Annotated in this window: 20 protein-coding genes and 1 pseudogene; 4 read left to right on the top strand and 17 right to left on the bottom strand. The window is 53.7% G+C overall.

Features of this window, described 5'->3' with window-relative positions:
- Positions 1 to 20: 20 nt before the first annotated feature.
- Entirely contained in the window at positions 21 to 224 is a 204-nt protein-coding gene (locus tag FH749_02245; GenBank protein MTI94294.1) for a hypothetical protein, read from the bottom strand.
- Positions 225 to 712: 488 nt separating this feature from the next.
- On the opposite strand from FH749_02245, the gene FH749_02240 reads away from it, so the two are divergent.
- Complete coding sequence (locus FH749_02240) at positions 713 to 3,091, top strand: peptidase S8 (GenBank protein MTI94293.1); 2,379 nt, start codon at positions 713 to 715, stop codon at positions 3,089 to 3,091.
- 131 nt (positions 3,092 to 3,222) lie between these two features.
- Here the strand turns inward: FH749_02240 and FH749_02235 are convergent, their stop codons facing one another.
- The 5 genes from FH749_02235 to mtnA are packed head-to-tail and all read right to left on the bottom strand — an operon-like array spanning position 3,223 to position 8,107.
- Positions 3,223 to 4,455, bottom strand: a complete 1,233-nt coding sequence (locus FH749_02235) for an aminotransferase class I/II-fold pyridoxal phosphate-dependent enzyme (GenBank protein MTI94292.1) — start codon at positions 4,453 to 4,455, stop codon at positions 3,223 to 3,225.
- A complete protein-coding gene (locus FH749_02230) occupies positions 4,415 to 5,674 on the bottom strand; it encodes an amidohydrolase (GenBank protein ID MTI94291.1) in 1,260 nt (419 codons plus the stop codon). Before FH749_02230 ends, FH749_02235 begins: the two co-directional genes overlap by 41 nt.
- Positions 5,675 to 5,685: 11 nt before the next feature.
- Positions 5,686 to 6,327 (bottom strand): class II aldolase/adducin family protein, encoded by a 642-nt coding sequence (locus tag FH749_02225; GenBank protein ID MTI94290.1) that lies wholly within the window; start codon positions 6,325 to 6,327, stop codon positions 5,686 to 5,688.
- Complete coding sequence (locus tag FH749_02220) at positions 6,327 to 7,064, bottom strand: nucleoside phosphorylase (GenBank protein MTI94289.1); 738 nt, start codon at positions 7,062 to 7,064, stop codon at positions 6,327 to 6,329. Before FH749_02220 ends, FH749_02225 begins: the two co-directional genes overlap by 1 nt.
- Entirely contained in the window at positions 7,061 to 8,107 is a 1,047-nt protein-coding gene (mtnA, locus tag FH749_02215; GenBank protein MTI94288.1) for an S-methyl-5-thioribose-1-phosphate isomerase, read from the bottom strand. Before mtnA ends, FH749_02220 begins: the two co-directional genes overlap by 4 nt.
- 190 nt (positions 8,108 to 8,297) lie before the next feature.
- On the opposite strand from mtnA, the gene FH749_02210 reads away from it, so the two are divergent.
- A complete protein-coding gene (locus tag FH749_02210; protein ID MTI94287.1) occupies positions 8,298 to 9,743 on the top strand; it encodes a TldD/PmbA family protein in 1,446 nt (481 codons plus the stop codon).
- Positions 9,733 to 11,064, top strand: a complete 1,332-nt coding sequence (locus FH749_02205) for a TldD/PmbA family protein (protein ID MTI94286.1) — start codon at positions 9,733 to 9,735, stop codon at positions 11,062 to 11,064. Before FH749_02210 ends, FH749_02205 begins: the two co-directional genes overlap by 11 nt.
- A 36-nt stretch (positions 11,065 to 11,100) precedes the next feature.
- Here the strand turns inward: FH749_02205 and FH749_02200 are convergent, their stop codons facing one another.
- The 7 genes from FH749_02200 to FH749_02170 form a co-directional block, all read right to left on the bottom strand.
- On the bottom strand, positions 11,101 to 12,462 hold the full coding sequence (locus tag FH749_02200; protein MTI94285.1) for a M23 family metallopeptidase: 1,362 nt from the start codon (positions 12,460 to 12,462) through the stop codon (positions 11,101 to 11,103).
- Between the two features lie 145 nt (positions 12,463 to 12,607).
- Entirely contained in the window at positions 12,608 to 13,138 is a 531-nt protein-coding gene (locus FH749_02195) for an RNase III inhibitor (GenBank protein MTI94284.1), read from the bottom strand.
- Between the two features lie 107 nt (positions 13,139 to 13,245).
- Positions 13,246 to 13,800 carry a hypothetical protein gene (locus FH749_02190; protein ID MTI94283.1) on the bottom strand — a complete coding sequence of 185 codons (555 nt, stop codon included), beginning with the start codon at positions 13,798 to 13,800 and terminating at the stop codon, positions 13,246 to 13,248.
- 47 nt (positions 13,801 to 13,847) lie between these two features.
- The gene (locus tag FH749_02185; protein MTI94282.1) at positions 13,848 to 14,588 is read right to left on the bottom strand and encodes a YebC/PmpR family DNA-binding transcriptional regulator; all 741 of its coding nucleotides are present in this window, start codon (positions 14,586 to 14,588) and stop codon (positions 13,848 to 13,850) included.
- Between the two features lie 195 nt (positions 14,589 to 14,783).
- The gene (gene nadE, locus FH749_02180; protein ID MTI94281.1) at positions 14,784 to 15,977 is read right to left on the bottom strand and encodes an NAD(+) synthase; all 1,194 of its coding nucleotides are present in this window, start codon (positions 15,975 to 15,977) and stop codon (positions 14,784 to 14,786) included.
- Complete coding sequence (locus FH749_02175) at positions 15,977 to 16,690, bottom strand: F420-0--gamma-glutamyl ligase (GenBank protein ID MTI94280.1); 714 nt, start codon at positions 16,688 to 16,690, stop codon at positions 15,977 to 15,979. Before FH749_02175 ends, nadE begins: the two co-directional genes overlap by 1 nt.
- Before the next feature lie 75 nt (positions 16,691 to 16,765).
- Positions 16,766 to 17,329, bottom strand: coding sequence for a hemerythrin domain-containing protein (locus tag FH749_02170; protein MTI94279.1), 564 nt, complete (start codon positions 17,327 to 17,329; stop codon positions 16,766 to 16,768).
- Between FH749_02170 and ychF the strand changes: the two genes are divergently transcribed.
- A complete protein-coding gene (gene ychF / locus FH749_02165) occupies positions 17,298 to 18,356 on the top strand; it encodes a redox-regulated ATPase YchF (protein MTI94278.1) in 1,059 nt (352 codons plus the stop codon). The genes FH749_02170 and ychF overlap by 32 nt on opposite strands.
- A gap of 156 nt (positions 18,357 to 18,512) precedes the next feature.
- On the opposite strand, the gene FH749_02160 is transcribed toward ychF, so the two are convergent.
- The 4 genes and pseudogenes from FH749_02160 to FH749_02145 form a co-directional block, all read right to left on the bottom strand.
- Positions 18,513 to 19,292: an ABC transporter permease gene (locus tag FH749_02160; protein ID MTI94277.1), complete on the bottom strand. Its 780-nt coding sequence runs from the start codon at positions 19,290 to 19,292 to the stop codon at positions 18,513 to 18,515.
- Positions 19,225 to 19,665 (bottom strand): hypothetical protein, encoded by a 441-nt coding sequence (locus FH749_02155; GenBank protein MTI94276.1) that lies wholly within the window; start codon positions 19,663 to 19,665, stop codon positions 19,225 to 19,227. Before FH749_02155 ends, FH749_02160 begins: the two co-directional genes overlap by 68 nt.
- Positions 19,662 to 20,382, bottom strand: a pseudogene (locus FH749_02150) (ATP-binding cassette domain-containing protein). Before FH749_02150 ends, FH749_02155 begins: the two are co-directional and overlap by 4 nt.
- A gap of 567 nt (positions 20,383 to 20,949) precedes the next feature.
- A complete protein-coding gene (locus tag FH749_02145; protein ID MTI94275.1) occupies positions 20,950 to 21,564 on the bottom strand; it encodes a protease complex subunit PrcB family protein in 615 nt (204 codons plus the stop codon).
- Positions 21,565 to 21,734 lie beyond the last annotated feature (170 nt).

The raw sequence follows: 21,734 nt of genomic DNA, 5'->3' as shown, positions 1-21,734 counted from the left end.
TAGTTAGAAAAACATGAAGCTTACCAGGGCATACCGCCAACCCAAGTAAATCCCCAGAGACCAAGCATAATCAAGGCATAGCTTAGACAGAGACCAGCCAACACCAAGAAGTGGCGCCGTCTTTTACGCCGGTTGGAAAAATCGCGGATTACAACAAACATAAATATTGGTAATGTCAACATCACCAAAGCGCTGATTATAAAGGTTATAAATTGAATCCACACAATTTCCGCCTCCCTTGCAATACGTCCCTGTTGTTAGTTTAGCTGATTGACCAGGACTTGTAAACATAGTCATACAGTTGAAAAGATACAGACGCAACAAGCCTGCTCTGATTTTCGCTATCAAATGACAGAGACATAAGCTGCACGCTCTTTCACAGACAGCCGCATGTCGAAACCAGTCGAAAATCCTTGTCAGGATCTTAATCTTACCTGTTAAGTCCACCCCCAAAGTCCGGACATGGGCTGCGTATACTTTATTGACCCAGAAATCATCAGAACATTTAAAAATTAGCAGACTGCACTCCGGCAATCAGAAAGCTGATGTGTTATACAAAAAATGCATATTTTTTCCGGCAAGGAAATAAGATTGCATGAACCAATTGTGAGGAGGTGTTAATGGATTAACTTGGTTCGGTTCCAGATGCATGAAAAATCGAAAAAGGGGTGTTATGGTGAAGAAACTGGTTAGAAAATCCTTGATCCTGACGATGGCAACAACGTTGGTCCTGGCGTTGTTTATAAGCGGCGCCTTGGCCGTTCCCCAGGAACAGATAGCAACTGAGCTTGAATTAGCAACTTTATATGGAAAGTACGATGCCGCTTCTGATAGTCCTGTTACTGTGCTTGTCGAGTTGGAAGCGAAATCGCAGGTAGAGGCGAAGCATGCGGGCGAAACGCAAACCAAGGCAAGTCTAAAGAGTTTAAGAGCACAAATAATTGAAGCTGTTCAGCATCAAATCAACAACGCAAAAGTTGGCAGGGAGTATGACTACCTGTTCTCTGGATTTGCGTTGACATTGCCCGAAAAAGACATCTTCAGCCTAATTTCAATCCCCGGGATAAAAGCTGTTTATCCCAATGTTCGTTATCAGGCAACTTCTGTTGGCGAAGTGATCCCCTGGGAGTTCGTAAGTCCCTATATGCAAGACAGCGCTCCCTTTATTGAAGCTGATGAAGCTTGGGATGCCGGCTACACAGGCGCCGGCGTCACAGTGGCCATCATCGACACCGGCGTCGATTACACCCACCCGGACCTGGTTCACGCCTTTGGCGACTACAAGGGCTGGGACTTCGTTGACAACGACGCGGACCCCCAGGAAACATCCATCGGTGATCCGGAACTTGATACTGATCATGGAACCCACGTCGCTGGCACAGTTGCCGCCAACGGCCTGATTAAAGGCGTGGCTCCGGATGCGACCCTGCTGGCCTACAGGGTGTTGGGACCGGGCGGTAGCGGTACCACTGAAAACGTCATTGCTGGCATCGAGCGCGCTGTTCAGGATGGCGCCGACATCATGAACCTCTCCCTGGGCGCCAATGTCAATAACCCGGACTACGCCACCAGCATCGCCCTGGATTGGGCAATGGCTGAGGGCGTTGTCGCTGTGACCTCCAATGGCAACAGCGGCCCGGCCAACTGGACTGTCGGCTCCCCCGGAACTTCCCGGGAAGCAATTTCCGTGGGCGCGACCCAACTGCCGTATAACGTCTACACGGCTGACATCTTTACATCCGAGGCGGTCAATTATCCAAGCGCCGAAGTGATGGGGTTCCCCAATGACGAAGCCCTCACTGCTTTGGATGGCGAGACACTTGAAATTGTCAACGCAGGTCTCGGTTATCCGGAAGACTTTGTCGGCCTGGACTTCAACGGCAAAGTTGCCCTCATCAGCCGCGGCGAAATTCCCTTCGTCGAAAAGTCGGATAACGCCAAGGCGGCGGGTGCTGTTGCCACTATCATGTACAATCATCTTGACGGACAAATCGAGCACTACGTTCCCGGAATTTCCCTGCCGACCATAAAACTATCCAATGCCGATGGCCAGAAGCTGCTTACGGAATTGGAGGCAGGTATCAATCAGGTCAGCTTTGAAATCGAGTTCTCTCACCATGTCAATGAAACAGTGGCTGACTTCTCATCCCGGGGCCCGGTAATGGACACCTGGATGATCAAGCCCGATGTCTGTGCCCCCGGTGTTGGGATTGTAAGCACGATTCCCACCCATAATCCGGAGGATCCCCACGGCTATGCCGCCTTCCAGGGCACCAGCATGTCCTCGCCGCATGTTGCCGGCGCAGCGGCGCTGCTTTTGGAAGCACATCCGGACTGGGGCGTCGACTATGTCAAGGCGGCGCTGATGAATACAGCCGTCGATATTTTCGATGAAAACGGAAACATCTACCCACACAACACCCAGGGCGCCGGCAGCATTCGGGTGATGCAGGCAATCAATACCAAAACTCTGGTAGTTCCGGGCAGTCACTCCTTCGGCGCTTTCCTGCATACCGAAGACAAGGATACCAGCAGACAGCATTTTCGAATCCACAATCTCTCCAACCAACGGGTTCGCTACGATATCGATTTCGTTGGCAATGAGGGTATCAAGGTGTCCACCAGCAATAACCTCCAGGTACAACCTGGCCACACACAAAACCTGAACTTCGTCGTCCAGGTGGACAGCAACCTGGAGCCCGGCTATTATGAGGGTGCCTTCCTGCTCAGCAATGGAACCGACAGCGTGAAGGTGCCGACCATCCTCTTCGTAGGCGAACCGGATTATCCCAGTGACCCAATCCAGGGCGCGTATTTCGGCAAGAACGATGACGGCACATATTATGTAGGCGCACTGGTGCCCTTTGGCGTCGATGTCCTGGAGTACGACATTCATTACTTCACCGGCGGTATTGGGCCATATATTGCTACAATCGGCGCCTTTGAAGATGTCCCGGGGCCGACCCACTTCTTTGATTGGGATGGCCATGTATATGGCCAGGAGCTGCCCAACGGACAGTATGTCCTGGTAATCTGGGCCTACTATCACGGGGCGTGGACTTACAAAGCATATCTGGTGAACAAAGAATAAACCACAGACTTAAACAGGACCAGGCGACGCCTGGTCCTGTTTAATACACGGAAAACGGGAATTGGCCTCTGTGCACGTCTCTGGAAATCCTATCGAATTTGCCCAAGCAACCTCCGTCCCCGGGTGGGCAGTTATGCGAGGGCTTGGTCTAAATCGGCGAGGATGTCTTCGACGGCCTCCAGGCCGATGGACAGTCGGATCATGCTTGGCGTCAGGCCGGCGGCGGCCAGTTCTTCGGGGCTATAACTGCGGTGGGTCATGGCGAAGGGGTGTACCACAAGGGTTTCGCAATCGCCGAGGCTGACTGCCAGTTTAATCAGCTGCAGCTTTTCCACCACCTGCCGGGATTCTTCGACGCTGCCGTCCAGGTCAAAACTGATCATGGCGCCAAAATCCCGCATCTGCCGGCGAGCGATGTCGTGGCCGGGGAAATCAGGCAGACCCGGGTAATAGACTTTGCGCACCCGGGGATGCTGCTGGAGATAACGGGCCACCGCCAAGGCATTGCGGCAGTGTTCCCGCATGCGCAGGCCCAGCGTTTTTAAGCCGCGAAGCAACAGCCAACCATTGAACGGGCTCATGACGCCGCCAAACTCGCACATAAAATCAAATTTTAGGCTGTTGACATACTCCTTGTCCCGGGCCACCGCCAGGCCGGCGACAACATCGCCGTGGCCGCTGATATACTTGGTGGCGCTGTGGACCACCACATCGGCCCCCAGTGCCAGGGGTTGCTGCAGGTACGGGGTGGCGAAGGTATTGTCCACCACAACCTTAATTCCCCGCTGCCGGGCGAGATTGCAGACCGCCTCAATATCAATGATTGCCAGATTGGGATTGCAGGGAGTTTCGAAAAACAGGACCTTGGTGTCCTCGGTAACTGCGTCCGCCAGCGCCTGGAGATTGGTAAAATCGACCCGTCGGCTTTTTATATGGTAGCGCGGCAAAATGCTGTTCACCACATTGTTGGCGGAGCCGTAGAGAACGTTGTTGGATAAAAGCTCGTCGCCGGGGGTCAGGAGCGAAAACAGCGCAGTGCTGATTGCAGCCATGCCTGAGGCAAAGGCCACCGCCGCGCTGCCGCCCTCCAGTGCGGCTATTTTTTCTTCCAGCACCCGCAGCGTCGGGTTGTTGCCCCGGGTATAGATATAATTATCGGTCTCATTGGTAAAGGTATATTCCGCCTCTTCGATGGAATCAAAGCTGAAGGTTGAGGTCATGAAAATTGGATAGTTCAAGGCGTGCTTCGGGTTCTTGCGCTTGCTAGCGCCATGGATAGCCAAAGTGTCAAATTTCGGTGTTTTGCTGGTCACTGTCTGCCTCCTACTCCCCGCCAAGGCGCCGGGCACAGCGCCGGGCTTCATGGAGGATTTTCTCCTCGTCTATACTGAGAACTTCTCCGTTTTCCACAAGTATCTTGCCGTCCACCATCACCAGGTCCACATCCGACGCCTGGGCCGCATAGACAACGGCAGCCACCGGATCTGAGTCCGGCACCAGGTGGGGCCGGTCCATATCAATCAAAGTCATGTCTGCTTTCATGCCCGGTTCTAACTTGCCCAGCGAGTCCAAGAACAGGGCGCGGGCGCCATGCTCGGTGGCCATCGCCAGGGCCGTATCGGCGCTGATCAGCGTTGGGTCTTCAGCAGTTCCCTTATGCAGCAGTGCCGCCAACCGCAGCTCCCGCAACATATCGAGATTGTTGTTGCTGGCGGCGCCATCGGTGCCCAGGCCGACGGTAATGCCTTTGGCCAACAGCGCCGGCAAAGGCGCAATGCCGCTGCCCAGTTTAAGGTTGCTGCCAGGATTATGGGCGACCCGCACATCGTAATCAGCCAGAAGCTGGATATCCCGCTCGCTTACATGCACACAGTGGGCAGCCAGGACAGGAACTTCAAACAGGCCCAAATCATGGACATATTCAACCGGCGTCTTGCCATAGTCCGCCAGGGAGTCCTCCACTTCTTTGCGGGTCTCACAGAGGTGAATCTGAAGCGGCAACTTCAAGTCTCGGGCAGCCGCAATTACCTGGCCCAAACTTTCCGGTGTGTTGGTATACGGGGCATGGGGGCCCAGCATCGTTGTAATCCGTCCATTTGCGGCCCCGTGCCAGGTGCGGGCAAACTCAACACTCTCGTCAAACTTCTTCAGGGTATCCGGCCCGAGACCGACAAGCCCCCGAGAGAGTACCGCGCGGATGCCGCTTTCCTCCACAGCCCGGGCCACCGCATCCTCAAAGAAGTACATGTCAGTGAAGGTGGTGGTTCCCGATTTAAGCATCTCCAGAATCGCCAACATCGTGCCCCAATAGACGTCGTCTTCGGTCAGCTTGGCTTCCAGCGGCCACATCCACTGCTCCAACCATTCTTGCAAAGGCAGATCACTGCCCACGCCCCGGAGCAAGGTCATGGCGGCATGACCATGGGTGTTTATAAAGCCAGCGAGCGCCAGATGACGGGAACAGTCGAGAACCCGGTCATACGTATGCTCCGGCTCCAGCGGAGCAAAACGGTTGTCAACCACCGCCAAATCGGTACGCTGATTGCTGCCGGCAAGCAGCAGGTTTTTAAACAGTATTCGCATGCAATCTCCCCCTATCGCTGCCCATACTGATGCAGATAGTATGTGCGCATCGCCTGAATATCCGACTCTGCCAGTTCAACTACACCGCCAACCGCCTGGGCGGCGAGGGTGATTTTGGCTGCCTTCTCAATAATCTTGCACACGGTCAGTGCCTCCGTCAGCGTCCGTCCGCAGCCGATTACGCCATGGTTGGCCAGCAAAGCGCCGTTGCGGCCTTCCAGCGCCCTGAGGGTGCATTCCCCCAATTCCTCGGTTCCAGGCAGACAATAGTCTGCCACCCGCACTGCGCCACCGACAATCTGCACCAAATCTTCGACACAGGCCGGAATTGGTTTACGCGCCACGGCCAAGGCCGAAGCATACACCGAATGGGTGTGGACAACGGCCTGGATGTCTGGCCGCCCCCGGTAAATTGCCCGGTGCAGCGGCTGCTCGCTGGAAGGCTTGCGGCTGCCCTCCCGGACCTGGCCGCCCAAATCCATGATCACAATATCTTCTGACTGCAACTGCTCATAATCCATGCCGCTGGGGGTAATCGCCATCAACTCCGGTTCCACCCGGCAGCTGATATTGCCCCAGGTCCCCACCGCCAGGGCAGAGCGAGCCATCTCCCGCCCGGCTTCAACAACGGCCTGACGCTTTTTTATGTACATTACGCTTCCCCCTTTGCCAACCGGGCAGCGGCCTCAAGACTGAGCCCAATCCCGTCGCTGACCGCCTGATGCACTGCCTCCCGATGGGGGTTATAAGCATCGGCGTCAAAATCAATTGCCATGCCGTCGATGGCCAGCACTGCTCCGGCTTGCACACCCTTAAGGGCGGCAATTACAAACAGGGCCGCACACTCCATTTCCACTGCCAGGCAACGGGCTTTGGACATCAAATTATTGGGCAAATCCAAGAGTGCTGGATAAAAGGCCGCCACCGTCAGCACTATCCCCGTGGGGCACTGCACTCCCGCTTTCCGGGCGCTCTCCTCCAGGGCCCGGGTCACGCCAATGTCTGCCACTGCCGGAAAAGAAAGCGGCACCAACTGCTCAGTGAGCCCATCTTCCCGCACAGCGGCGCTGGCGATAACTAAATCTCCGTCCCGGATCTCCGAACTCAGAGAACCGGCAGTGCCAACGCGGATTAGCCGCCGGGCCCCGGCCCGAATCAGTTCCTCAAAGCAAACGGCTGCCCCGGCGGCGCCAACGCCATGGGAACATACGGCCAGAGGCGCCCCCTGGTAGCGGCCGATAAAGGTGCGGTATTCCCGGTTGTATGCCAGTTCCTCCGTCTGCTCCAGTTCCCTGGCAATCGCTTCTGCCCGGGCCGGATCACCGCAGACCAGTACATCGGGTGGCAGAGAATCAACCGGTATTTTAAGAATCGGCAGTATTTCCTTCATCGCTTTTCCCTCCCCAATTTGCCAATACTTTCATCAAAAGGCGGACGCAATACGCCGACTTCTGTAATAATACCGCTGATATTCGCCGCCGGCGTAACGTCAAAGGCCGGATTGTAAACCGCAACGCCCTCAGGAGCTATGCGTATGCCTCGGATATGGGTTAGCTCCTCCGCAGCCCGTTCCTCAATCTCAATCCCGGCGCCGCTGGCAGTCGCAAAATCGATGGTGGACACCGGCGCCGCAACATAGAAGGGGACATCAAAACGCCGCGCCAGTTCCGACAACATATACGTCCCGATTTTGTTGGCGGTATCGCCGTTGGCGGCAATCCGGTCCGCGCCCACCAGCACCAGGTCAATTTTACCGTCCCGCAACAAAGTGGCTGCGACGCTGTCGGCAATCAGCGTGGCGGGAATTTGCTCGCTGACCAGTTCAAAGGCGGTGAGGTTCGCCCCCTGGAGCCGGGGCCGCGTCTCATTGGCAAATACCTTAATCTGTTTGCCGCTATGATGGGCTTCCCGGATTACCCCCAGGGCGGTGCCATAGCCAACGGTGGCCAAAGCGCCGGTATTGCAGTGGGTGAGGATCGTTGCCCCCGCCGAGACCAGCTCATTGCCAAAGCGGGCCAGGCGTTTGTTAATCTCCACATCCTCCCGGGCAATTGTCTCCGCCTCCTGCTCCAAGAGCTGTAAGAGCACCGGGACAGTCTTTTCAACATTGGTGTCCAGCACTGCCTGCATCCGCTGCAGGGCCCAGAAGAGGTTGACCGCGGTGGGCCGGGATGCGGCCAGTTCTTTGCCTGCCTGCACCAGGGCACTGACAAACTCCTCCCGGGGCAATTCCTGATGCTCCCGGGCGGCAACGCAGAAACCATAGGCAGCTGCGGCGCCAATTGCCGGTGCCCCCCGCACCACCATGTCCCGAATCGCAGCTGCCACTTCCCGGCCACTGGCCGCCCGGACATATTCAACCTGTTCCGGAAGTTGGCGCTGGTCCAAGAGTTCCAGGACCCCGTCGGTGTATTTAAGCGTCGGATGTTTCATGACGACCCCCCATTCTCTCGTTATATTCTTAGCATGCACATTCTGGGAAATATTTCGGCATGGAAACTGCATATCCCTGCAAGGGATTTTCCACCGGGCTTGAAACAAAGGTTACAGCTTAGTTCGGGACAAGGATTTTTCCCTGCTGTAGAGAATATGGTAGTAAGATTGTATTGAAAGGAGCTCGCCGATGAAAGAACAGTTGCAAGACATCCTTAGCTTGCTTACAGACCAGGGGGCCGATTATGCCGACATCCGGGTCCACGACATCCAAGAGGAGAACATCGCCACCGAAAACAACAAGGTGCAGTCGCTCTCCACCGCCCATACTTACGGTTACGGAATCCGGGTGTTTGTGGACGGCGCCCTGGGATTCGCCGGTTCCCAGGAGTTTGAGAACATGGAAGCCACGGCCAAACGGGCGCTGGCGATAGCCCGGGCAAGCCGTGGTGCCCAAAAGCAACCGGCACGCCTGGCGCCCCGGCAAGCAGTGGTTGACGATTATCAGACACCGGTTAAAATTGACCCTTTCACTGTTTCCAAGGAACAGAAACTGGCCCTGCTCTTTGCAGCGGAAGCTGAGATGCGCAAGGCCGTGCCCGACCTTTTCAAGACCTTTGGCTCCCTGCTCTTCCGCCGGGAGGAAAAAATCTTCGCTGACACAGAAGGCGCTTATATCACACAGACTCTGTTCATGTCTGGCGGTGGCATCGAAGCAACTGCCGCTAACCAGCAGGATGTTCAAAAACGCAGCTTCCCCAACTCCTTTAGGGGAGACTATGGCACAGCCGGTTATGAGTATGTTGAAGAACTGGGGCTGGTGGAAAACGCCGCCCGGGTCGCCCGGGAGGCCAAAGCTCTGCTGGAAGCAGAGGAGTGTCCCTCGGGGCACTTCGACCTGGTGATTGACAGCGACCAGCTGACGCTGCAAATCCATGAAAGCATCGGCCATCCGATTGAGCTGGACCGGGTGTTTGGTCACGAGGCAGGGCTGGCGGGCACCAGTTTCCTCAATCCGGATAAACTGGGCTTCCGCTACGGCTCAGAACATGTGAATGTAGTCGCCGACGCCACTGTGCCCCAGGGCTTGGGAACCTTTGGCTACGACGACGAAGGCGTCAAGGCCCAGCGCACTCCGATCATCACCAAGGGGATTTTTGCAAACTTCATCTCCTCCCGGGACACCGCATCCGTTCTCAATCAGCCCTCCAACGGAACCGCCCGGGCTGACGGGTGGGGGAGGATTCCGATTGTGCGCATGACCAATATCAACCTCTTGCCCGGCGATAAGGAAGTGGATGAGTTGATTGCCGGGGTTGAATATGGATTTTACCTGGCAACTAACAAGAGCTGGAGCATTGACGACAAGCGCCTCAACTTCCAATTCGCCTGCGAGATCGCCTATGAGATCAAGGATGGCAAACTGACCGGGAAAATCTTTAAAAACCCAATCTATACCGGCATTACTCCCGAGTTTTGGAACGCCTGTGACGGTGTTGCCTCGGAAAAACACTGGCAGCTCCATGGAACGCCCAATTGCGGCAAAGGCGAGCCGATGCAAGTTGCCCGCGTGGGACATGGCTCCGCTCCCGCCCGCTTTAGAAATATAAAGGTAGGTGTAGCCGATGTTAAGTAAGGAGCAGCTCTACGCCATCATTGACACCGTCGTCGCTGCCGCCAAGGGATATAATGCTCAGGTTCTGGTGATGAATCAGGCAGAGGGCCTGACCCGCTTCGCCAACTCGGAAATTCACCAGAATGTCCACGAAGATAAGACGGAAGTGACCATCATCATTACCACCGCCAATAAACGCAGTGAAATCAAGACCAGTCTGTTTAGCGAGACCGGCCTCCAAGAAGCGACGGCAGAGGCAATTGCCAACCTGAAATTTTTGCCCGAAGGCGACGAACAACCGCCGCTGGTGGACTCGCCGGCAGAAATCACTGCCGACAGCTTTAATCCCCAATTGGAAGCAGCCTGTGGCATCGAAGAGCGGGCGCAAAAGGTGAAGGAATGCCTGGATACCCTGGACAGTGACTATCTGGCCTATGGCGCCCTCACCTATGCCGAGCATCAGATTGCCGTTGGTAATTCGCTGGGCATCCGTCGCTTCGCCCGAGGCAACAACGCCAACTTCTCAGTGATTGTGGCCGGCCCCAAAGGCTCCGGCTATGGCGAAACCATGGCCAATACGCCTGAGGATTTCGAATACCAGCGTGCCTTTGCCACCGCCTGTGAGAAGGCGCGTTTAAACCAAAACCCAGAGGAACTGACGCCAGGCGCCTATACGGTTATTCTCGAACCGGTGGCGGTCGGCGACCTGATGACCTTTATTTCGTACCTGGGTTTCTCAGGCAAGAGCGTGCTCAACCAGTTCAGCTTCCTGACCGGCAAGCTGGGCGAGCAGGTCTTTGACCCCCGGGTGACAATTGTCGATGACTGTGAGAATCCAAACACCCTGCAGCTGCCCTTTGACTTTGAAGGCGCCCCCCGGCAGCAGGTAAAGCTGATTGAGCAAGGTGTGGCCAAGGCCCTGACCTACGACATGGCCAGTGCCCGGCTCGCTGGAACGGAAACAACCGGTCACTCAGTAAACATGCCAGATATGGGGGGCCTGCCCCTAAACCTGGTGATGGACGGCGGCGACGAAAGCCTGGAGGAGATTATCGCCAACACCGAAGAGGGCTTGCTAATCACCCGCTTTCACTATATGAACCCAGTGAACCCCCGCAACGCCCAGCTCACGGCTCTGACCCGGGACGGCGTGTTTAAAATCAAGCATGGTAAGATTGTCGGTTCGGTAAAGACAATGCGCTTCACCGAGAGCATGCTCCAGGCCTTCAACAATATTGAAGCCATCTCCCGGGAACGCCAGCGCACCAGCTTCTTCTTCGGCAATTACTATGTGCCGGCCCTGAAAATTAAAGACTTCCACTTCACCGGCAACGCCGACTAATAAAACGCCACCTGGGACGTATCCAGGTGGCGTTTTTTAACGGAAGAAACTCATGGGATTGACATGATTGCCATTGCGGCGCACTTCCCAGTGGAGATGGGGCCCGGTGCTAAAACCGGTGCTGCCCACATAGCCAATCAGCTGCCCCCGGACAACCCGGGAACCCACGGAAACATTGCTGGCGAAGCTGTTAAGGTGGGCATAGAGGGTTGAGTAGCCGTTGCCGTGGTCGATAACAAGGTAATAACCGTAGGATGATCCGTATGTTCTTGTGCTCACTCTCCCATCGGCGGCCGCGTAAATCGGTGTGCCCCGGGAGGCGGCAATATCAACGCCCAGATGCGTCCGGGAGCCCCGGGATGCACCAAAGGGACTGGAAATGCGTCCGGTGTTCATAGGAAAGCGGAACATGCCGGTGGGCGTCTGGGGCCAGTGTCCCCGGCCGGGCATGATGATGCGATCGGTTGGTTGCCGGGTGACATCCACCGCAACCTGGGTGCGGTTCACTTCCTGCCCGTTAATGCGCTCCACTTTATAGACCACATCCCGGCTTCCGTTGCTGCCGGACTGGATTACCTGATCGTTTCGGACCGAGAGATCCGGGTTACTCTGATAACGGGTGGTATATGGTATTGTTTCGGTGACCCGCAATTCCTCCACTGTCTTAACCCGCAACTGGGAGGAGTTTGTTTCGAGATTCAACACCTGACCAATTTGAATCGTATCGCCAGAGACATCGGGATTTGCCTCCCGTAATTGGGAAACAGAAACGCCACTGCGGCTGGCGATGCCCGATAGGGTATCGCCCCGGCGCACTATGTATGATGAGACCTCTTTTTGCCCCGCCAGAAGCAAATTAAAGGCCTGCTCTTTATTTACCAGATCCTCGGGTTCCACCGCCCGGCGCACTGTCCGGACATCATCGAGGATTTCTACATTCAACAATTCGCGGTTGTCTGCCGTCGGAAGGTATTCGTCCTTCACTGCGTCCAACAGCTCTTCGGCCTCTTCCTGGGAAGCAACCACCACCACATCCTTGCCGTTTACCTGCAATGCCCAACCGCTGGTGATATAATCAGCATTGTGTTCAATTTGTGCCGTGACCAACTCGGGCGCAAGCCGGGGTTGCCAAAGGAGTTCCCTAGATGCTGTTAGCTCCTGGGTCATAATCAAGTCGCAGCCCCATTTGGTCTCGGCCTCGCCATGCACTGATTCCACAATTTCGGTATACTCATCAAGGGACTCGACATACCCCAGAGATTCCCCGTCCATGGCCACTTCATAAACATAGAGTGGCCTGTACAGTGTAAAGGCAGCGCCGACAAGGACGGCGACAACTGCCAGCAACGAGACCACTGCAGTTATGGTTTTGATGTTGCGAACAATAGACGGTTTCACTCTACCACGCTCCCAATTGAACTGCTGTTATATGTTTCGCCACTGACCAACCGAATCCTCCCAAATTAATTGGGCAACCTGTGTAATTTTACTATATTTTGCTTACCAATACCAGAGGCAAAAAAAATGAGCACCCCTGAGGCGCTCAACTTATTTTGCGATTCCTTTCGACGGCGGGACCAAAGGTCTCCCGATAGGCATCCAGCGTTTCCCGCCTGATCAGGACAAACCGGATTTTACGGACGAATTTTAATTCGGTGGCCAGCTCGTTAATGACTTCTTTTGCCAGCCGGGCTACTTCATTGCCGGGAACCAACGCTGGAATTGCCAGCGATTCCAAACCCAATTCTTCCGCAATCTGCAGCACATTCCGAAAACATTCCCGCAGCTTGCCGGGGGTGCACGCATGCTTGTTCACCGGCACCACACAATGTACCACTCGCCGGCAAGGCAGACGGTAGCCTTCCGTTACAAAGGCTTTGCCAGGACTGACCAGACCGGCCGCCCGGCACTCCTGGTAGAGATCCGGACCGGCTGCGGCGTGGATTGAGCCGCTTATCCCCCAACCTGGCGAGAGTTGGGGATTGGCCGGATTGACGATGGCGTCCACATCACACTGCTCCGTAATTTTGCCCATTCTGCATTCAACTACTAAACGCTTTTTAAAATTATGCAACCCTTACCCCTCCCATTGTTCAGTTGTTACATTATTCGCAGCACTGGTCAATTTTCTGTCCGGACCCGCCAGGGAAATAAATGGAAAAACAGCTGATTACCAGGTAATCAGCTGCTGATGTTTTGCAGTATTTGTTCACATTCCTCAATCGAATTGTACTCAATCCCAACCAACAATTCCTGATACCGGTCGCCCGGCGCGTAAATATCCAAAACCTCGACTAGAATCCGTTCCTGATTATAGATTGCCAGCTGGCCGTTATGGATGCCAATCACACCCGTCTCCGGCCACAGGTCTTGGCATTCGGGACAGCGTTCGGGAGCGGCGTGAATTAGCACCTCATCGGGCCGGAAAGAAACCAAATTCCAGGTGGCATGGTCGCTAGATAATACTTGTTTGAGTTGTTCACGGGTGTAGCCATACCATTGTCGATAAAATTCTGCGACTGGAAGCTGATTGTCCTGGTAACAAATCGGACAGAAACTGGTGATTTTGAGCAACGTATCTTCGGTGATAGTTTCCAGATTCAGCGTGGATTGAGGGTCAGGCAGTTCCGGGATGTCATCAACCGGACTGCTGGGTTGCTGGGTGCTGATAACAACTCCCGCCAGAATCAGCAGCGCCGCAACGCCCCCGGCCACAAATTTGAGATCCTTAAACATTGAATCACCCCTGAGTATGATAACCCAGGGGCGACAAACTTATGCATTTATTCCATATCTTCGGGCATATCCCAATTGGTATAGATATTTTGGACATCATCATGCTCTTCCAATGTTTCGATTAGCTGCATAAGTTGAGAATTCAACTCCCCCTCGACTTTGGTGAGGGTATCTGGAAGCATGGTGATTTCCGCCATTGCCGGAGCAATCCCTGCACCTTCAAGCTCTGCTTTTACTGTCTCAAACTCTTCGGGGCTACTGACAACTTCCCACCCCTCGCCGGCCGCACGCACATCTTCGGCGCCAGCTTCAAGTGCCGCAAGCATCAATTCATCTTCCGCCAGTGAAGAATTTTCCCTGCTGACCAGTATCAGTCCTTTGCGGTTAAACATCCAGGCAACGCAGCCCGATTCCCCCAGATTGCCGCCATTTCGGGAAAGGATATGCCGGATTTCGCCCACTGTCCGGTTGCGGTTGTCGGTGAGAATGTCCATAAGGATTGCAATGCCGCCGGGTCCGTAACCCTCGTACGTTATTTGTTCGTAATTCTCACCTTCGCTATCGCCGGAACCGCGGCTAATTGCCCGCTTAATATTGTCATTTGGCATATTGGCGTCCCGGGCCTTTTGCAGGGCCAGACGCAAGCGAAAGTTCGCTTCCGGATCGGGGCCGCCCTGACGCGCAGCAACCATCAGCTCCCGGGCAATTTTCGTAAAAATCTTGCCTCGAGCTGCATCCTGCCGCGCCTTTTTATGTTTGATATTGGCCCATTTGGAGTGACCTGCCATACTGACTCCCCCTCGTATTCTAAATCCGGTCTTATATTATCATAAACCCACGGAAACAGGCAAAAAAAATACGCAGCTCTCCGGCTGCGTTTATAAAATGAGAGGGGGTTAATTTAAGAAGTCTGGTCACCCTTAGTATACCCTCTCAGAGCAAATTATGTGTTAAAAAGCACTTACAGTTACAATACAATTAAATTACAGATAGCATATAGGCGGCTGGGTCAGTTTATGTTGCACTTTGCTATTGAGGTCCCTGATTTTCGGCTCAGCTTCCGGGTCGGTAGCGCCAGTGAGAATGTATTCATCCAACTGGGCGTACGTGAAGCCCAATTCGCCCTCATCGGTCTGGCCGGGCCACAGGCCGGCACTGGGCGTTTTACTTATTACCTGTTCCGGGATACCGAGGTGGCGAGCCAATTCCTGGACCTGGATTTTAACCAGATCGCCAATCGGTTCGAGGTCAACGCCTCCGTCGCCATACTTTGTAAAAAAGCCGGTGAAAAGTTCAGACTTGTTACCAGTCCCCGCCACCAGATAATTATTCCGGGCCGCCAGGTAATAAAGGGTTGTCATCCGCAAACGGGGCTTGACATTGGCAAGGGCGAGGTTATCCGGACCCAGTTCTAGGCCTCCGGGCTCAGCAGCTGTGACCAGTGAACGATAGGCTGCTTCCAGGTCAATAACTGTTGTTTCAATCTCCAGCTTCCTGGCCACCGCCCAGGCATCTTCCAAATCAACTGAACTGCTTTCAATCGGCATGATTGCTGCCAAACATTCGGAACCAAAAGCACGCTTAATCAACGCTGCTGTAACAGCGGAATCGATTCCGCCGCTGAGGCCGACCACAGCGCCACGGCACTTTGCTTCAGCGACCTTTTCCCGGAGCCAGCTTACGATCTTTTCCGTTACCAGACCATAATCCACCGCCAATCCCTCCCAAGGCAAATACTCTTCGCTAAATAACTCCAGACCTTCCCGGGCTAGAGCTGCGGCGGTCACTCCCTGTCCGCGGCCGGCGGTGCCCGAAAAGCTGCCATCATAAATCTGCCGCACCCCGCAACTGGGGCTGCGTTCCTTTAAAAGCGCCGCCTCTGCGTTCAGTTCCCGGGCTTTGCACACCGCGTGTTTAGCGCCGGTGATAAACGCCGTTGTTACATCAGCTCCCTCCCGGGTCAACACCCGGCTCTGTCCAGCAAGAACATCTTCACCGCTGCCGCAATAGATTTCTGACGCCGGTCGGGGCGTGGGGAGGCCACCGGCCTCCTCGGGACAAATAGCAAGCACTTCCTTATCCTCTAAAAACCGGACAACAGCGGTGCTATAGTTATCGCCACCATTATATTTGCATTTCTCGCCCAACAGACAGGCGCTGACCAAAACCCGTTTCATTAGCCCAGCGAACGAATCACTGCCAACGGCGTCTGGGCATTTTCCTGGCCCATTGGGTTGTCCCGGAGAATGTCGGCAAAATCCTGCTTTTTCAGCCCGGAATCAGACCAACCTTTAATGCTGCCGCCAATATCATTAATGTCTGCCACCACAACCGGATAATCACAGGCAGCGGCTAGCTCCCGGGCTACCTGATTGGCATCGGGCAGAGGCAGGATAACCTTGGTCCAAAAGGGACCATCAGGACCGCCGCTCTGTCCGTCGATGGAACGGACCGCATCACCGGCAATCCGATAAAACCAGCCTTTGAGGCCAAGGGGGCGGGTGAGGGCGGCCACGAATGCAGCCAATAAAATTCGCCAGAGACCGGCAAGCTCAATCGCCACCTGCATCTTCTCCGGGGTGCCGATACCCCGGCCATGTTGAGTTGGCTTGACAAATTTATAGAGCCTCTGGGCCCACCACCCTGGTTTGATTGTGGATTGATCCACAGCCAGGCCCCGGGCGGTGGCGGCGCATTTTTCGCTAATCACCACAGTGTCCCCATGTTGATAGACAGGTTCAACATATTGGCGAATAACTTGACCTAAATTTTCACCTTCATTGATAAAATGTGTTTTGACTAAGATTCGTTTGTATTTTTTTCCCTGACTCTCTATGTCTGTTTCGAAAGTCTGTCCAACTGCCAGCGTCCTGCCACTGCCTTCGCTCATGCGGTCACCCCTTACAACACTTTTTCCCCCTGATTATACTCTTTCAGCGCCATGAATTAAAGGCAATCGCCCAACTTATTTAAATTTAGAAAGGGCATCATGCTCACGCTGAATATGTTGCTCAAGTTTTTCCGCCAAGACCGAGCAATTATCAACAATGATTTCCGGCGAAGGGTTGTCGCCCAACAGCTCCTCTTTCAGACTGTTATGAGCCTGCTCAATTGTCCGATGCTCATTCACCATGTTGTCCACATCTGCCTGACGCTGGGGGTCGTCTTTTACCAACTTAGGATATAGACTTTCTTCTTCCTGGGAGAAATGCTGGTTGCGGGTCTGCTCCATGAACTGAGAAAACTCCAGCAATTGCTCCCGCACCCCATCCAAGCTTTGGCCGGCACGGATCCGTTCCAGACTGCCTTCCAGTTTGTCCAACATCTCCAAAGTTGCCAAGTGTTCAGCGGTTAGAGTTGCAATCATTTGTTTGTTCATTTTCATCACCTCACTTAAATTCTCCCCCTGGCTCAGCTTCCTATTCCGATTGTCTGTAATAGCTAGCTGTGATATATTTGAGTTTGGAATATATTGCGTTTCTAAAGGAGATGAACCGATGTTAACCAGTGGCATTGTTGGCCTGCCCATGTCAGGCAAGACCACACTCTTCAATCTGCTTACCAACACCGAACCAAGCGAAAATAACCGGGCGCCGGTGACAGCTATGGCCACCGTCCCGGACCCCAGGGTGGACAAACTGAGCGCCCTCTACCAACCCAAGAAGACCACCTATGGCCAGATTCAACTCACCGATGTGGCCGGACTAAGTGAAGGGGCCGGAAAATCGGCTGCTTTCCTCGATGCAATTCGCATGTCCCAGGCCCTGGTCCATGTGGTCCGTGGCTTTTCCGGTGACTTTCCCCACCCCCTGGGCTCAATCGATTTGGTGCGGGATTTCAATATTGTTAATAATGAACTACTACTGGCAGATATGGCCCTGGTGGAAAAACGCCTGGAAAAAATCAAAACCAGCGGTAAAATCAAGGGCCCGCAAAAAGAACAGTTGCCCGTCCTGGAGAAATGCCTGGAACACCTGATGGAAGAAAAGCCGATGACTGCGCTTGCATTAAGTGAAGCAGAACGGGAAACCCTCCAGGGTTTAATCTTCTTCACCGACAAGCCCCAACTGGTGGTGGTCAATCTCGATGATGCAGACCTGGGCAAAGATTTACCCGGAATTGTAGAACTCACCCAGCTTGTTGAGGAACAGGGTTGGCAAATTCTCACCCTCTCGGCCCAGATCGAAGTGGAAATCGCCCAACTGAGCGCCGAAGAGCAAGCTACCTTCATGGAAGACCTGGGCATTAACGAACCCGGCACTGCTCTGGTCGCCCGACAGGCCTATAAACTCCTGGGCCTAATCACCTTCTTTACGGTGGGCAAAGACGAAGTGCGGGCCTGGGAACTGCGTCAGGGACGCACCGCTGTCGACGCCGCTGGCACAATCCACTCCGACCTGGCCCGAGGGTTTATCCGCGCTGACGTGATGAAGACAACAGACCTCCTGAAGCTGGGGAGCGAAGCCGCCGTCAAGGAAAAGGGGCTTTCGCAGCTGGTGGGCAAGGATTACATCGTCGAGGACGGCGACATCGTCCACATCAGATTCAACGTATAAGGACAGGGGGACAGGTCCCTTGTCCGGATTTCCATGGATTCAACTAAAGGGAATAACGTTTCACCCTGTTTAAAAGAACCTGGCCACACGGCCAGGTTCTTTAGTTTCTAGATTAACTGCGGAACAGCACCTGCTCCTTACCAAACAGGTAAACTGTCACGGCCAGAGAGATGACAATATAGAACAGAGAGCTGCCGGCCACCAGGGCCAGGTTTTGCCAATTGACAATACCCAGTAACAGTTCCTTAGTGGCAAAGATGGCATTGAAGATTGCAAGACATAATACCATACCGAAGCTGCCTCCACTTCAACCATCTGGGTCATTACCGCCGGAATGACAACAATGATTGAGAGCGGCGACAAGTATGTCTGGGCCTCCTTAAAGCTGCGGGCATAAACGCTGAGGGCAATCTCGATAGGGCTGGCCCAACCGGCAGTGAGCACGGCCACAACCAAGAGCAGGAAAAACTGCGCCGCGCCGATATTCATCGCCACCTCAGTCAAGACTTCACTGTTTTCACCAGCTAATGCCGGGGCAATAACCTGGACACTGACAAACATCGAAGTGAGTGAAATCAACGCTGCCCCCACAGAAGTGACAACCACGGCAAGGAATTTACCAAACACCAATTGGAACCTACTTATCGGACTGATCAACAAGGCCTCTAAGGTCAGACGCTCCTTTTCACCGGCGGCAACATCAATTGCGGTGTACATACCACCTAGAATCGCCCACATCACCAGCATCATCGGCACAATCATTGCCATAAACATGCCGCCCATCCGTTCTTCCGACGCCATGTTGCGGCGTGTAATTGCCAGCGGGTTAAGCAACTCCTGCTCGACACCACGTTCCGTCATCCGCTCTTCAACAACTTCTCCGGACCACCTGCTGAGCAGGGCCGAGAGGTGGGAGAGGGTGCTGCTGGAACGCATGCGACTGCTCGAAAGCGATATCCACCGAAACTGTCCGACCGGCAGCCACCTGCTCCGAGAAGTCTGGGGGCAAGGTTAACAGCGCTTCAATCTGCCCATCAACGAGACTTTGCTCGGGATCGTCAACTCCCACCAAAGCGATGCGTCCATCCTGCTCCAATAATGCGGCCAGCTCTGGCGCCTGCTCCAAGCCAATAACATGCACCCGGGCTTCCGATTCTTCCACCTGCTCAAACTGGTTGTGCATCATGAAGGGCAGGCCAATCATCACAGGCATTAAAATCAGGGGAACGATAACCATCATCGTAAGGGTTCGTTTATCCTGGATAGTGTTCAGTACCTCTTTCTTCCAGACCAATAGTATATTCATCATGCGCTTTCACCTGCCAAATGGACAAACAAGTCCTCAAAATTATCGAAACCATGCTTCCCTTTCAGTTCTTCAACTGTACCCCGGGCGAGCAGTCTACCCTTTGAATAATGCCAATGGTATCACAGAGCTGCTCGACCTCGTGCATGTTGTGGCTGGAGAAGACAATCGTTTTGCCCTGGTCCCGGCAGAGGCTGACAAATTCTTTGACACCTTGGAGCTCATAACATCCAAGCCGCTAGTGGGTTCATCGAATAACAGAACCTGGGGATCGTGGAAAATTGCCCGGGCAATGTTGACCTTTTGCTGCATACCCTTAGAGAATCCGGCAGTGCGCCGGTGCAGATAATCATGCAGACCGAGGATCTCCGTTACTTCCTCAGTGCGGCTGGAAATTTGCTTACGGCTCATTCCATATAGCTGCCCAAAATAGGCAAATATCGCCGCCGGAGTCATGCGGTCATACAGACCGGTGTCTGCAGATAACACACCCAAAAGGCCGCGCACATTCTGTTGGTTCCGGACTACATCGTAACCATGCATCGTAATTGTACCGGTATCCGGCTTTAGCATCGTTGCCATAATCCGTAAAGTTGTCGTTTTGCCGGCGCCGTTTTCCCCCAAAAGCCCAAATATCTCTCCGGGCTGGCACTGGAAACTCACGTCTTGTACGGCCTTGACCTTACCAAATGATTTACTCAAATTACTGACTGTAATCATTATTTCACTGTTTTTGCTGAGCCATATAGCCTATAAGGGGCATTATGGGTTAGCAGTTACACTATAAACTTAGACAAATTATTGTTACAAATAAAGAACAAACCTGCCCGGACAGGGGGACAGGTTCCTTGTCCGGAAACTCCAGCCAATGACAAATATCTTCGCAGACGGGGATTGTGGAATATAATTAAAAGAACTTGGCCAAGCGGCCAAGTCCTTATAAAGCTGGCAGAGGGGCAGCCCCCCCAGACCAAATTGCTAAGCGAACAGGCTCATTGTTCTAGGCACCCAGCAAGTGGGAAAACCGGACAAGGAACCTGTCCCCTTGTCCGAGCTATTTTCTGGCCATAAACGAATCCCGGGGACAGTTCCTAGAGCTCATGTCCGATTTCACCAACTGTCCAAAGCAACGGCCCTGTTGGTTACTTTCCGGCACAAAGTTCACGCAGTCTCTACATCTAGTCACGCTTTCACCTCCGCAAAAATTTTGCTTCTCTTGTCAGTTTTTCCCGTGTACAAATAAAATAAACCTGCCCGCGGGCAGGTTATTGGTTAATCCAAAGAGCTTTAGTCAATAGGCTCAGAATCATCGCCATCTTCCTCGCCTTCCTCTTCATCCTCTACTTCGCCAACCGGCAGCTCCTCTACAGAGACAGTGGCAAGCACAGCCCCCTGAGGATTCACAAACAGCGCCGTCTCGGGAATGTCCCCTGCCGAACCACAGGCAATCACTGCGTGGGGGTAACTGATAACCTGGGTAACCATATCCCAAGGTTTGGGAGCAACAAACTCCACACTGACCTTAACACCGGTGTCGGTATAATCCAAGTCGCCCAGCTCCACGCGATAGCCACCTGTTGGCTTTTCTCCGGCCCTCACCGTCAGGTATATCGCACCATCAACCAAAAAAGCGTTATATCCTGACTGAGCTCGGTTAGCGTCCAACCAAAGCAAGAGTTGGGGAGGAATATCACCGTCGGGCAAACAATCTAACTTATCTTCAATCATTGGCTCACTCCCACCGAAGGCTGTAACACTCAATACAACCAAAAGAGCCACAACCAGTGCTAAACTCCCGGTAATTCTCCACTTCATAGGAATTCCCCGCCATTTATCCAGCAATCCCATTCTGTCCCAAAGTTTCTTCATCTTGTTCCACCCCAGTCCAGCATCTTTGTGCATTATTATACTACTATTTTCCTCTGCTGCCAACGTCGGAGCACCACGCTAGTTTAACAGCACCGCTGGGAAAAGGATACCGTAATCCCTTGTGGCATAAAGCTTCAAGGGTATATTTTTTTGTTTTTCTTTACTTATTTATGTGGCATAACATGGCACAATGTGGTATAATG

The organism is Bacillota bacterium, assembly GCA_009711825.1.
Taxonomy (GTDB): Bacteria; Bacillota; Proteinivoracia; order UBA4975; family VEMY01; genus VEMY01.
This window is presented reverse-complemented; position numbering and strand designations above follow the sequence as displayed.

Excerpts from the sequence above, each read along its gene's own strand:
- FH749_02145 (MTI94275.1), bottom strand. The coding sequence starts at position 21,564 with ATGCACAAAGATGCTGGACTGGGGTGGAACAAGATGAAGAAACTTTGG.
- FH749_02175 (MTI94280.1), bottom strand. The coding sequence starts at position 16,690 with ATGAGCGAAGGCAGTGGCAGGACGCTGGCAGTTGGACAGACTTTCGAA.
- FH749_02205 (MTI94286.1), top strand. The coding sequence starts at position 9,733 with ATGTTAAGTAAGGAGCAGCTCTACGCCATCATTGACACCGTCGTCGCT.
- FH749_02170 (MTI94279.1), bottom strand. The coding sequence starts at position 17,329 with ATGGGCAGGCCAACAATGCCACTGGTTAACATCGGTTCATCTCCTTTA.
- FH749_02220 (MTI94289.1), bottom strand. The coding sequence starts at position 7,064 with ATGAAGGAAATACTGCCGATTCTTAAAATACCGGTTGATTCTCTGCCA.
- nadE (MTI94281.1), bottom strand. The coding sequence starts at position 15,977 with ATGAAACGGGTTTTGGTCAGCGCCTGTCTGTTGGGCGAGAAATGCAAA.
- FH749_02230 (MTI94291.1), bottom strand. The coding sequence starts at position 5,674 with ATGCGAATACTGTTTAAAAACCTGCTGCTTGCCGGCAGCAATCAGCGT.
- FH749_02225 (MTI94290.1), bottom strand. The coding sequence starts at position 6,327 with ATGTACATAAAAAAGCGTCAGGCCGTTGTTGAAGCCGGGCGGGAGATG.
- FH749_02190 (MTI94283.1), bottom strand. The coding sequence starts at position 13,800 with ATGTTTAAGGATCTCAAATTTGTGGCCGGGGGCGTTGCGGCGCTGCTG.
- FH749_02160 (MTI94277.1), bottom strand. The coding sequence starts at position 19,292 with ATGCGTTCCAGCAGCACCCTCTCCCACCTCTCGGCCCTGCTCAGCAGG.
- FH749_02235 (MTI94292.1), bottom strand. The coding sequence starts at position 4,455 with ATGAAGCCCGGCGCTGTGCCCGGCGCCTTGGCGGGGAGTAGGAGGCAG.
- mtnA (MTI94288.1), bottom strand. The coding sequence starts at position 8,107 with ATGAAACATCCGACGCTTAAATACACCGACGGGGTCCTGGAACTCTTG.
- FH749_02155 (MTI94276.1), bottom strand. The coding sequence starts at position 19,665 with ATGATGAATATACTATTGGTCTGGAAGAAAGAGGTACTGAACACTATC.
- FH749_02185 (MTI94282.1), bottom strand. The coding sequence starts at position 14,588 with ATGGCAGGTCACTCCAAATGGGCCAATATCAAACATAAAAAGGCGCGG.
- ychF (MTI94278.1), top strand. The coding sequence starts at position 17,298 with ATGTTAACCAGTGGCATTGTTGGCCTGCCCATGTCAGGCAAGACCACA.
- FH749_02210 (MTI94287.1), top strand. The coding sequence starts at position 8,298 with ATGAAAGAACAGTTGCAAGACATCCTTAGCTTGCTTACAGACCAGGGG.
- FH749_02240 (MTI94293.1), top strand. The coding sequence starts at position 713 with ATGGCAACAACGTTGGTCCTGGCGTTGTTTATAAGCGGCGCCTTGGCC.